This is a genomic window from Salimicrobium flavidum (genome assembly GCF_900156645.1).
GTDB lineage: Bacteria > Bacillota > Bacilli > Bacillales > Halobacillaceae > Salimicrobium > Salimicrobium flavidum.
In genome coordinates, this window is the sequence record NZ_FTOC01000001.1 from 392,427 (window position 1) to 404,879 (window position 12,453).

The following is a 12,453-nucleotide window of genomic DNA, read 5'->3' on the forward strand; positions in this document are numbered from 1 at the left end:
CCTTAATCTTCTGATATCCAGGAACGTAGTAATTTGGCAAAGTCCTCAGGGTTTTCATTCGCCATCCGTTCCAGCTGCTTTTTCTTTCTTGTTGACTCATCATCACGTTCCTCAATATCCGGTATTTCTTCTGGAACTGTCTTGGTTTGAACAACTTCTTCGTATTCTTCTTCCTCTTCCTCACGACGGCGTACCATATTGAATATTAGAATAATAACGACCAGAAGCAACACGCCCCCTGCTATGTATACCCAAAACGGTAGACCTGCGGTTTCGTTATCAAATTCAGGTGTGCCCTGAAATTCCTGGAAAATTATTGACACGCTGTCATCGGGGTTAACATTCTCTTCATACTGGGTATTGATCGAAGTATTGATAATGGAATTAAGTACGTCGTCAATACCATCGGAGACTTCCTGCTGTTCCTGCTCCGTCAAATACTCAAGCTCTCCATTTTCGTCCTGGCCCCGGACTGTATCAACCGCAACCTGAATACCCAGATCACGGATTTTAAAGGGGCTCTCTTCGATGTCCCTATAAATTCTATTGAACTCATTATTGATCGTTTCTTCAGTCATTTCATAATTGTCTGGGGCACCTTCTTCACCGGCAGGGTAATTTTGTATATCCTCATCCCCAGCTCCTACTACCCCTTCAGGAACGCCCCCGGTATACGCTTCTTCTATTCTTTCGATACTTACCGGCAATCCTTCCATTTCTTCGGGGTCTACAGGCTCCACCAGCTCTTCTCTTCGGTTTTCTTTCGTGAAATCGATATCAGCTGTTACTGTGGTAACTGCTTTATTCGGTCCCACCATTGCACCGAGCATTTTCTGGACGCGCTGTTGAATATCGCGCTCAATCTGTTTCTTCACTTTTTGTTGTTCCGTGTAGTCACTCGCTCCTGCCATTGAGTCCGTGTTTTCAGGATCATAATATTGGAAATTCTGATCCATGATTGCGATATTTTCATTCGTTAAATTCGGCACGGATTTTGAAGCCAGATTGTACAGGGCTTCTACTTGACCACTTTCGAGATTATATCCTGGTTCTGTATTTACAACGATGGAAGCTGAAGTGGGCTGCTGATTATCAGAGACGAAGACTTCCTCTTCCGGCATGTTAATCATCACGTTCGCTTCATTGATTCCTTCAATACTAGCCATAAGGTTGGCAAGCTCTGTCTGCATGGAGTCGAGACGGATCATATCGAATTCGTTATCCGTCATGCCCCAGGAGACGTTACTGCTGAAAAAGCCATAATCGATATTTCCGCTTTCAGGAAGACCCGCTGCCGCTAAATCAACCAACAGAGATTCAGCCTCCCCCTCAGGAACGTGGATAGTCGTTCCTCCATCAGTGATTTCATAATTCACTCCTCGTGTATCAAGTTCAGCTTTCACCTGGCCGACTTCCTGCCTGGAAAGCTCCTGATAGAGGGGGACCATATTCGTCTTAGAAGCAAAAACACTTACTATTACTATAATGAACAAAAGAGCAAAAATTGAACCCAGTATCAGCCCTTTCTGCCCTTTCGACCTTTTCTTCCAATAAGTAGCCAGTCTATCCTGATAGTTTTTTATTTTTTCTTTCATAATAGCCCCCAAAAAAACCAACCGTTTATTCGTATTTAACTAATACTCTTACACTTGCATGCGCATAACTTCTTTATATGCTTCAACAACCTTAGACTGAACTTCTGTTGCGGTAGTCATCATTACACTGGCCTTTTGTGAAGAGATCATTACATTATGAAGGTCATCCACTTCTCCACGGGCTAATGCTTTCGTCATTTCATTCGATTCCACCTGCGCTTTATTCACTCCATCAATGGCATTCTTCAAACTGTCGGCAAATTTGGTATGAACCTCATTAGGTGAAGTATCATAGGTTTCACGCAGGGACATCTGGGGTAATCCATTTATAGATTGGACCATAACAATACCTCCTTAATCATCTTCCTATTTCGAGTGCTTTCATCATCATGTTCTTTGAAGCATTCATAGAAGTGACGTTCGCTTCATAGGAACGAGTGGCACTCATCATGTTCGTCATTTCTTTCAACGGATCGACGTTAGGCATCTGTACATAACCGTTTTCACCTGCGTCCGGATGATTCGGCTGATACACATTTTTAAAAGGCTCCTCATCTTCTATTATCCGAGTAGCCCGCACACCTTGCCCGGGATTAGAACTCTTTCCTGTGGCCTGGTTGAGAAATGAACGGAAAGAGGATTCTTGAGGCTGGAAAGTTACCATCTTGCGACGATAAGGTTCCCATTCTCCATTTTCGTTCATAGTCGCTCGGGTGGAATCAGCATTAGCGATATTCGAAGAAGCCACATCCATTCTCAAGCGTTGAGCAGTCAATCCGCTTGCGCTATTATTGATCGAACGAAACATTTCCATTACGCACTCCCACCCTTAATGACGCTTTCAAGAGAACGGAACTTCCCGCTCATACGATCCACCAGCGCCTGATAGTGTATTTGGTTATTGGCAAGCTCTGTCATTTCCTTGTCTATATCTACATTGTTGCCATTATGATTATATGTAGTCCCGGTACGTTCGAACGTTTTATATCCTTTTCTGTTGTCTTCATCGAAAGGGATATGCCGTGAATCAGTCCGGTTAGCCTGTAATTCTCCGGCCAGCACATTACTGAATGATACATCCTTCGCTTTGTAGTTAGGAGTATCTACGTTAGCTATGTTATTTGATATTGCTCTGTTTTTAGCAGTAGAATAATTCAATGAATTTTCAAGCACACTGAACGTATCACTAAATAGCTTCATATTTTCATCACCCCAGTCATGTCTTTTTTAAAACAACCTGCACTAACAGGATTCCTCCTTGATTTGATATTGACTCTGCGTGTAAAAATTAAGACCTCATCTTAAAAGCGAATCCTCTTATCGTCATTTTCCCACAATTCTTAATAAAAATAAACATATTTTTGTAAGTTTTTTCACAATCCTATGAGTAATAGCATCCGCGGCTTATATTAAAAAAGGCTAGATGGAAGGCTATTGTTGATATTTATCGATCTGTCTCTGTGAGCTTTTGTTTTTGATTTTCATCCTTACGATGGAAGTTAGCCGCGAGCATGACAGCGGGCTTTCGGAAAAACCAATATAAACTTATACACGACCGCATATAAAACCCGAACAAAAATTTGTTCGGGTTTGTATAATCAAGATTAACTTTTCGTCCCACTGTCTTCTATCAGTTCGTTCTGAGTTTCTGCAATTCCACCAGGAAATTCTCGTTCAGCACTTTGATATACGTCCCTTTCATACCAAGAGAACGGGATTCGATCACACCTGCGCTCTCCAGTTTACGAAGGGCGTTTACGATGACAGAACGAGTGATACCTACCCGGTCAGCGATTTTACTGGCAACCAGTAATCCTTCATTGCCTTCAAGCTCTTCAAAAATATGCTCGATGGCCTCAAGCTCACTATAAGAAAGGGAGCTTATTGCCATTTGCACTACAGCTTTACTTCTGGCTTCTTCCTCGATTTCTTCAGCTTTCTCGTGAAGGATTTCCATCCCTACAACTGTCGCTCCGTACTCCGCCAACAGGAGATCATCTTCATTGAAGTTACCATCCAGTCTGCTTAAAACCAGGGTTCCAAGACGCTGGCCTCCTCCGATAATCGGGCAGATTGTCGTTAGACCTTCTTCAAACAATTCCCTGTTCTCTTCGGGGAAGGCTGTATATTGGCTATCAATATCGAGATTCGAAGTTGTTTCCTGGATATTGAACAGACTTTCCGTGTATTCCTGCGGAAATTGACGGTTGGATAACATCGATTTCATTCGTTCGTTTTCCATTTCCTGTTTAATGGAGAACCCGAGCAGCTTACCTCTGCGGCTGACAACAAATATGTTTGCACCGATCACATCTCTCAAAGTAGCGGACATGTCGTTGAAATCCACCGATTTTCCTGTAGTGGTCTGGAGCATTGCGTTAATCTTTCTTGTACGTTCTAATAAATTCATTTCGTATTCCTCCCTGCATTAAAGTATGAATCTGCTTAAATCTTTGTCGTCTACAATCGCAGACAATTTACTATCCACGTATTGTGGAGTTATCTCGATCTCTTCCATCGTCACCTCTGGTGCTTCAAAGGAAAGGTCTTCCAGCAGTTTCTCCATGATCGTATGGAGTCTGCGGGCGCCTATATTATCCGTTTCTCTATTTACGGTGGCAGCAATTTCAGCAAGTCTTGTGACTGCATCGTCAGTGAAAGTGACTTTTATTCCTTCTGTCTCGAGCAATGCTGTATATTGTTTCAACAAAGCATTTTGCGGTTCCTTCAGAATCCTTTCGAAGTCTTCCGCCCCCAGTTTTTCAAGCTCCACACGGATCGGAAATCTTCCCTGTAGTTCAGGAATCAGATCAGAAGGTTTAGACATATGAAAAGCTCCTGCTGCAATAAACAGGATGTGGTTTGTAGATACGGAACCATGTTTCGTCATAATTGTCGAGCCTTCTACTATGGGAAGAATGTCCCGCTGCACGCCTTCTCTGGAAACATTCGCCTGAGAATCGCCTGTTGCGGCTACTTTATCTATTTCGTCTATAAAGATCATGCCTGAAGATTCCACTCGCTCCACAGCTTCCTGACTAACTTCGTCCGTATCAATCAGTTTTTGGGCCTCTTCTTGTGTAAGAATTTTTCTGGCATCTTTTACAGCTAACTTCCGGTTTTTTTTCTTATTCGGCATAAACTGACTGAAAGCATCTTGCATGTTCATACCCATCTGGTCCATTCCCGAGCCCTGGAACATATCAAACATTCCTGCCTGGGACTCCTCGACTTCAATAGTCACCATCTCATCTTCAAGTTCCCCGTTTTTCAGTTGACGTTCAATGGCAGAGCGTTTAGTCACCGTTTCCTGCTCTTCGTTTCCTTCTTGTTCTTCTTCATCATCTTCTTCCTGGTTAAACAGCATCTCAAACGGATTTTTCATCGCAGAACCGGTTTTTTGCTTAGCAGAGGGGACGAGCAATTTAACGAGCCGCTTGTTCGCCTCTTCCCGGGCTTTTTCCTGCACGCCTTCCATCTTTTCTTCTTTGACGATTCTGATAGAGGCTTCTACCAGGTCACGTACCATCGACTCTACATCTCTACCTACATAACCGACTTCCGTGAACTTCGTGGCTTCCACCTTAATAAAGGGTGCGTTCGTCAATTTAGCTAATCGTCTGGCCACTTCCGTTTTCCCTACGCCGGTAGGACCGATCATAAGGATATTCTTAGGTACGATCTCATCTCTCATCTCTTCATCCAGCTGCATTCTTCGGTATCTGTTTCGGAGAGCGACCGCCACTGACTTCTTGGCTTCTTTTTGCCCGATGATATATTGATCAAGTTTATGGACGATACTTTGTGGTGTTAAATTGACAGACATATGCTGTCCCTCCTTTATTCAAGCACTTCAAGTGTTAATTGATCATTCGTGAATACGCACACTTCACCCGCTATTTCCAAAGCAGCTTCTGCAATCTCATCAGCTTCCTTCTCAGGCGCATATCGCTTAAGAGCCCGGCCCGCGCTCAATGCGAAATTCCCTCCGGAACCGATAGCCAGGATAGCGTCATCCGGTTCGATCACTTCTCCTGTACCTGACAAAAGAAACATATTATCTTTATCCATAACGATGAGCATGGCTTCAAGTTTTCGTAACATTCGATCGCCACGCCATTCTTTGGCCAGCTCTACAGCTGCTCGAGCGAGATTCCCATCAAAAGATTCCAGTTTAGCTTCGAATTTTTCGAATAATGTGAATGCATCCGCTACAGACCCTGCAAATCCGGCAAGAACCTTCCCACCGTATAACTTACGTACTTTCGTAGCTTTATGTTTCATGACCACCTGGTTCCCCAGTGTGACCTGACCATCCCCGCACATAGCACTTCTTCCATTATGCTGTACTGCGAAAATCGTCGTCGAATGGAATGTTTCTTCCATTTTTCTCACCTCATTTCCTGGCTCTTGGATGACTGTTTTCGTAAACATCCTTGAGCCTGTCTTTTGAAACATGGGTATATATTTGAGTGCTGGATAAATGTTCATGACCCAACAATTCCTGCACCGAACGAAGATCCGCTCCTTCGTTCAAAAGATGGGTAGCAAAGGAATGTCTCATCTTGTGAGGGTGTATGTCCACCGTCATAGATGCATTAGTCACGAGTTTATCAAGTACCACCCGAATCCCTCTCGGGGTGATAGAATTACCTCTGTTATTAAGAAAAACCTTAGAAGAAGCACTTCCACTTTTAGCTGACAGTTCTTTCCGACCGTTCTCTATATAATTCTCTAAGGCGCTCTTTGCAAACTCACCGAATGGGATGTATCGTTCTTTCCGCCCTTTCCCTGTCACCAAGATCGTTGATAAAGAAAAATCTATACGTTCCAACTCCAGGTTTGCACATTCGCTGACACGTATACCTGTACCATAAAGGAGCTCTAAAATAGCTAGGTTTCTTTGACCGAGGGGCGTAGACGTATCTGCGGATTTGAACAGTTCTTCCATTTCTTCTTCATAGAAAAACTGAGGGATGTAGTGGTTCTCCTTCGGAAGCCGCACATCCATCATAGGGCTCTTCTCTATTCCTTCTTCCCTTTCAATGAATCGGAAAAAACCCCTCAGGGAAGATAGTTTCCTCGACACCGTTCTCCTCGATAATCCATTGTCGTATAATTGCGACAAATATAAGCGAACGACTCCCATATCTATATCATCGATAGTAGAAACGACTTCTTTAAGAAGGAACTCTTGAAATTCCTCCAAGTCTCTTATATACATATGTACAGTGTGAGGAGAAGCGTTCTTTTCAATTTGTAAGTATTCTTTATACTGACGCAGCCACTCTTTGTAACCGGTCATATCATCTCACCTCACAAAACGATTAAATAATATCATTAGCAGTAAAGAAACACAACGGTTTTCGCAAAATTGTAACAAAATTCTGAATTGTCGCCGGCTATATACATTTTACCACAAGCGCTTATTATATAGAAGCGTTCTATACCTGTCAACGGAAAGCGTTCATATAAAAAACCCGGCATCGCCGGGTTTTATTTCTCTTGAAGCTCTTCTTTGTAATCGCATCCTGTACACTGTATCTGATTGCCTTTTTTCAATCGTTTTTCGACGAGCAATGATTCACATTTAGGACATGGTCTGCTTATCGGTTTGTCCCAAGAAATGAAATCACAGTCAGGGTATCGTTCACAACCGAAGAACTTTCTGTTTTTCTTACTCTTTCTCTCGACGATTTCTCCCTGCTGACATTTCGGACAAGTAACATCGATTTTCTTAAGGATCGGTTTTGTATTTCTGCATTCCGGAAAATTGGAACAGGCAAGAAATTGACCATATCTTCCCATTTTGTACACCATTTCGTGCCCGCACTTTTCACAAGTGATCCCTGCAGGTTCGTCTTTGATTTCGATTTCTTCCATTTCTTTCTCAGCTTTTTTGAGCCTCGGTTCAAATCCGTCATAGAATTCTCTTAACACTTGGATCCAGTCCTGCTCGCCATCTTCGATATGATCTAAATCATCTTCCATTTTTCTGGTGAATTCAACATCCAGAATTTCAGGGAAGTATGTCAGCAATTGCTCGAGGACAATCTCTCCGAGCTCTGTAGGAATGAATCGTTTATTATCCAGAGAAACATATCCTCTTCGCTGGATAGTATCCAGCGTCGGAGCGAAAGTGGAAGGACGGCCGATTCCAAGTTCTTCAAGAGTTCTGACCAATCTCGCTTCCGTGTATCTCGGAGGCGGCTGAGTGAAGTGCTGGTTCGGCTCGATCGATTTCGCTTCCACTTCCATCCCTTCTTCCAAACGGGGAAGTTGTTTGTTTTTATCATCCTTATTGTCATCTTTGCTCTCTACGTAGACTTTCATGAACCCTTTGAACTTCACTTCAGATCCTGTCGCACGGAACTCCACACCTTCGTTATAAAGATGCACTGTCATCGTATCCATGATAGCAGCTGACATTTGACTGGCTACAAAACGTTCCCAGATCAATTTATAAAGTCTGTGCTGGTCCCTTGATAGAATCTTTTTCAAAGAGCTTGGTTCCCTCAATGTAGAAGTAGGACGGATGGCTTCGTGTGCATCCTGCGCCCCCTCCTTCTTCTTTTCATCGGCTTTCTTTCCGGCACTGTATTCCTCACCGAATTCTTCAACGATATAATTCAGGGCTTCGGTTTTTGCTGTGTCCGATATACGGGTAGAATCAGTACGCATATACGTGATCAGACCTGCAGTACCCTGTTTTCCACCCAGGTCCACCCCTTCATACAGCTGCTGGGCGAGCATCATCGTTTTCTTTGCCCGGAAATTCAGCTTTCTGGCTGCTTCCTGTTGCAAAGAAGAAGTCGTAAACGGAGAAGCCGGATTCCTCTTCCTTTCTCTCTTATTCACTTTTTGAATTTCGAAGGATTTCCCTTTCATACGTTCGGTGACCGCATCCACATCCTCTTTCGTGCTGAGCTTTTGCTTTTTGCCATCTATCCCATAGAAAGAACCTTCGAACATTTCTTGATTCTTCATGAATTCTGCTTCTATCGACCAGTATTCTTCAGGAGTGAAATTATTGATTTCATTTTCCCGGTCAATGATCAATTTGACGGCAACAGATTGGACCCTTCCAGCACTGAGACCTTTTTTAACTTTCTTCCACAGAATAGGGCTGATGTTGTAACCGACGAGACGATCGAGTATCCTTCTGGCCTGTTGAGCTCTTACAAGATCATTATTGATAGTTCTTGGATTTTTGAAAGAATCTTTCACTGCGTCTTTTGTAATTTCATTGAACACTACACGGCACTCACTGTCTTCGTCTATATTGAGACTATGGGCCAAATGCCAGGCAATGGCTTCCCCTTCGCGGTCAGGGTCGGCAGCGAGATAAACTTTTTTCGCCTTTTTTGCTGCAGTTTTCAATTCTTTCAGCACGGGACCTTTTCCGCGGATGGTAATATATTTCGGGTTAAAGTCTTCTTCTTCGACATCTACACCCATTTGACTTTTAGGTAAATCACGGACGTGTCCGAGGGATGCTTTCACTTTGTATTTTTTTCCTAAATATCGTTCAATCGTTTTTGCTTTAGCAGGTGATTCCACGATTACTAGATAATCTGCCATGTACGAGCCTCCCATAGAGGTTTTGGTAAAGTAAATCTTCCTTATTATTAAATAGGTAGAAACCTTTTGTCAAACGGCTTCCATTAATTTTTACCTTTTATCCCCTATTTGGATATCATGATGAGTATGCACGATTTTTGCTCCTTGGTCAATGATTGCGTGACAACCTTCACTCGTCTCACTGCCAACGGGACCAGGAAATGCGTATACCTCTTTCCCCTGTTCCAAAGCTTGATCCACCGTTATCATCGTGCCGCTTTTCATTCGGGCTTCTACTACTATCGTCGCTTCACTCAGGCCGGAAATAAGCCGATTCCTTTCAGGAAAATGAAATTTTCGAGGCACGACATGGGGAGCATGTTCCGATATTACGAGGTGCTCCGAGGCCATCTTACTGTACAGGGAAAGGTCGTTCTTCGGGTATACGTGTTCGAACCCTGACCCAAGAACTGCTATCGTCCTTCCATTATTGTGCACGGCAAGTTTATGAGCGAACTGATCTACCCCCATCGCCATCCCGCTAACGAAACAATAGTCTTGTTTCACCAGGGGGAGGAAAATCTTTTTCATTGCAGGTAAGGCGTAGGAAGAGGGGTTGCGCGTACCAATGACACTAATGAGTTTTTTGTGCCCGAGCAATGACAAATCCCCTGATGCGTAGAAGGCAAGGGGCGGGTCAGGAATCATTTTCAGTGTTTCGGGGTAGGAGTCATCCGAAAAAATAATGGCATGAAATCGTTCCAGAGCTTCATCCAGTGACTTCTGCACAGAGTAGAGCGCTACATGATTCCTTATTTTTTGTGCACGTTCAAGAGGGATATTCAGCTGGTCATACCAGCGCTCAGGGGGAATTTGATTATAAGTGGCCAGAGAAGGGTCCTGTCTGATCATTTTCTTCAGAAGATTTCTGGTCACATGGGGGGAACTTTGCAATAGTAAAAGATTTCTTTTTTCTTCCATTCTCCACCTCATTCACTCTTATTCTGTTTAATTACATATAAATAGAAAGAAGGGGCGGAACCCCTTCTTTATTTAAACTTAATGTGTTTTACACTTGTCATAAATATCGTTCGATTTCAATACATTGATAAGTGTTTCTCCCATGACGGACGGTGTTTCAGCAACTTCAATTCCGCATTCATTCATTACACGGATTTTTTCGTCTGCTGTTCCTTTTCCGCCGGAAATGATAGCACCTGCGTGGCCCATACGTTTTCCTGGAGGGGCTGTACGTCCTCCGATGAAGCCTACAACGGGTTTATCCATGTTGGCTTTCACCCATTCAGCAGCCTCTTCTTCCGCAGTACCACCGATTTCCCCGATCATAATGACCGCTTCTGTATCATCATCTTCCTGGAACGCCTTCAGCACATCGATGAAGTCGGTACCATTTACCGGATCTCCTCCGATACCTACAGCTGTCGATTGACCCAGGCCTGCCTCAGAAAGCTGATGTACTGCTTCATACGTCAATGTACCTGAACGGGAAACGACACCCACATGGCCTTTCTTATGGATATATCCCGGCATAATACCGATTTTGCATTCATCCGGCGTGATGACACCCGGGCAGTTCGGTCCTACAAGGCGTGTCTTTTTGCCTTCCATGTAACGCTTCACTTTAATCATATCCTGTACAGGGATATGTTCCGTGATACAAATAGCTATATCCATCTCGGCATCCGTCGCTTCCATAATCGCATCAGCAGCGAATGGAGCAGGTACGTAAATGACGGAAGCGTTCGCTCCTGTTGCCTTCACAGCTTCTTCCACTGTATTGAAAACAGGTACACCTTCCGCATCTGTACCGCCTTTACCAGGTGTCACTCCTCCGACGATCTGAGTCCCGTACTCAAGCATTTGCTTGGCATGGAACAATGCAGTCGACCCGGTGATCCCCTGGACGATTACTTTTGTATTTTTATCAATATATACACTCATCCTATTCCCGCCTTTCTACTTCACTAGTTCTACGATTTTTTGTGCACCGTTCGCCATAGAATCTGCAGATGTAATGTTCAAACCGGATTCATCAAGAATTCTTTTGCCTTCTTCGACATTCGTACCTTCAAGTCTTACGACAAGTGGAAGTGTTAGTCCCACTTCTTTCGTAGCAGCTACGATTCCTTCTGCAATGACGTCACACTTCATGATCCCGCCGAAGATGTTGACGAAAATACCGTTGACATTTTCATCAGACAAAATCAGTTTGAATGCACCCGTCACTTTTTCAGTAGTGGCACCACCGCCTACGTCAAGGAAGTTCGCGGGTTCGCCGCCATAGTGCTTGATCGTATCCATCGTGGCCATCGCCAGACCTGCACCGTTGACCATGCAACCGATATCTCCGTCAAGAGCTATATAACTCAGGTCGTATTTCGAAGCCTCTATCTCTTTCGGGTCTTCCTCATCTAAGTCTCTAAGATCCGCTACGTCTTTCTGACGGAACAGGGCGTTATCGTCAAAGTTGAGCTTGGAGTCAAGAGCAAGTACTTCTCCGTCTCCAGTGGTGACAAGTGGATTGATTTCAGCGATGGAACAATCTTTCTTCACAAAGACATCGTACAGTCCCATCATGAATTTGACCGCTTTGGAAAGAGATTCTTTCGGAATGTTTATATTGAAAGCAAGACGACGAGCCTGGAAAGGTGCTAGACCTACAACCGGATCGATAACCTCTTTGAAGATCTTCTCCGGATTCTCTTCCGCTACCTGTTCGATTTCAGTACCGCCTTCTTCCGACGCCATCATCGTGATACGGCTGGTATTACGGTCGAGGACGAGCCCTACGTAATATTCATTCTGAATGTCACAGCCTTCTTCAATCAGTAAGCGCTTTACTTCTTTTCCTTCAGAGCCTGTCTGATGAGTGACCAGCGTTTTTCCAAGCAATTCTTCCGCATATGTACGAACGTCATCAAGACTTTTGGCGATTTTTACACCACCGGCATTACCACGTCCGCCAGCGTGAATTTGCGCTTTGACGACAGTTACGTCTGTGCCGAGTTTTTTCGCTGCTTCAACAGCCTCATCGGCAGAGTACGCAACGTGCCCATTCGGTACGGCAACGCCGAAATCGCGCATGATCTGTTTTCCCTGATACTCATGAATGTTCATGTTTCATCCTCCCATCAATTTCTACTGCACATCTTATTGTATATAAAATCCGCTTTCATTGTCTACCATTATGCAGGTATTTCAGTTTTTCTTCATCTTTCTGCATAATGGCGTGACCCTTGCAAACTTAGACCTACGTCTGCAACAGTCGGCTTTACCC

At 43.9% G+C, this 12,453-nt stretch carries 12 protein-coding genes; all 12 read right to left on the bottom strand.

Translation table 11 applies throughout. The features are described from left to right. Positions 1 to 2 precede the first annotated feature (2 nt). The 12 genes from fliF to sucC all read right to left on the bottom strand — a co-directional run bounded on the left by fliF (position 3) and on the right by sucC (position 12,293). Positions 3 to 1,595, bottom strand: coding sequence for a flagellar basal-body MS-ring/collar protein FliF (gene fliF, locus BW944_RS02050; protein ID WP_076556672.1), 1,593 nt, complete (start codon positions 1,593 to 1,595; stop codon positions 3 to 5). Between the two features lie 48 nt (positions 1,596 to 1,643). Continuing rightward, on the bottom strand, positions 1,644 to 1,937 hold the full coding sequence (gene fliE / locus BW944_RS02055) for a flagellar hook-basal body complex protein FliE (protein WP_076556673.1): 294 nt from the start codon (positions 1,935 to 1,937) through the stop codon (positions 1,644 to 1,646). 16 nt (positions 1,938 to 1,953) lie between these two features. Continuing rightward, positions 1,954 to 2,409, bottom strand: a complete 456-nt coding sequence (gene flgC, locus BW944_RS02060; RefSeq protein ID WP_076556674.1) for a flagellar basal body rod protein FlgC — start codon at positions 2,407 to 2,409, stop codon at positions 1,954 to 1,956. Further along, the gene (gene flgB / locus BW944_RS02065; RefSeq protein ID WP_076556675.1) at positions 2,409 to 2,795 is read right to left on the bottom strand and encodes a flagellar basal body rod protein FlgB; all 387 of its coding nucleotides are present in this window, start codon (positions 2,793 to 2,795) and stop codon (positions 2,409 to 2,411) included. The genes flgC and flgB overlap by 1 nt, the downstream gene beginning before the upstream one ends. Before the next feature lie 430 nt (positions 2,796 to 3,225). Beyond that, a complete protein-coding gene (codY, locus tag BW944_RS02070; protein WP_076556676.1) occupies positions 3,226 to 4,005 on the bottom strand; it encodes a GTP-sensing pleiotropic transcriptional regulator CodY in 780 nt (259 codons plus the stop codon). A gap of 18 nt (positions 4,006 to 4,023) precedes the next feature. Beyond that, a complete protein-coding gene (gene hslU, locus BW944_RS02075) occupies positions 4,024 to 5,421 on the bottom strand; it encodes an ATP-dependent protease ATPase subunit HslU (RefSeq protein ID WP_076556677.1) in 1,398 nt (465 codons plus the stop codon). 14 nt (positions 5,422 to 5,435) lie between these two features. Next, positions 5,436 to 5,981, bottom strand: a complete 546-nt coding sequence (gene hslV, locus BW944_RS02080) for an ATP-dependent protease subunit HslV (protein WP_076556678.1) — start codon at positions 5,979 to 5,981, stop codon at positions 5,436 to 5,438. A gap of 10 nt (positions 5,982 to 5,991) precedes the next feature. Next, on the bottom strand, positions 5,992 to 6,900 hold the full coding sequence (xerC, locus tag BW944_RS02085) for a tyrosine recombinase XerC (protein WP_076556679.1): 909 nt from the start codon (positions 6,898 to 6,900) through the stop codon (positions 5,992 to 5,994). Positions 6,901 to 7,091: 191 nt separating this feature from the next. After that, positions 7,092 to 9,176 carry a type I DNA topoisomerase gene (gene topA / locus BW944_RS02090; RefSeq protein WP_076556680.1) on the bottom strand — a complete coding sequence of 695 codons (2,085 nt, stop codon included), beginning with the start codon at positions 9,174 to 9,176 and terminating at the stop codon, positions 7,092 to 7,094. A 90-nt stretch (positions 9,177 to 9,266) separates the two neighbouring features. Next, positions 9,267 to 10,136 carry a DNA-processing protein DprA gene (dprA, locus tag BW944_RS02095; protein WP_076556681.1) on the bottom strand — a complete coding sequence of 290 codons (870 nt, stop codon included), beginning with the start codon at positions 10,134 to 10,136 and terminating at the stop codon, positions 9,267 to 9,269. Positions 10,137 to 10,214: 78 nt separating this feature from the next. Further along, entirely contained in the window at positions 10,215 to 11,117 is a 903-nt protein-coding gene (sucD, locus tag BW944_RS02100) for a succinate--CoA ligase subunit alpha (protein WP_076556682.1), read from the bottom strand. A gap of 15 nt (positions 11,118 to 11,132) precedes the next feature. Beyond that, positions 11,133 to 12,293 (bottom strand): ADP-forming succinate--CoA ligase subunit beta, encoded by a 1,161-nt coding sequence (gene sucC / locus BW944_RS02105; RefSeq protein WP_076556683.1) that lies wholly within the window; start codon positions 12,291 to 12,293, stop codon positions 11,133 to 11,135. Between the last annotated feature and the right edge of the window lie 160 nt (positions 12,294 to 12,453).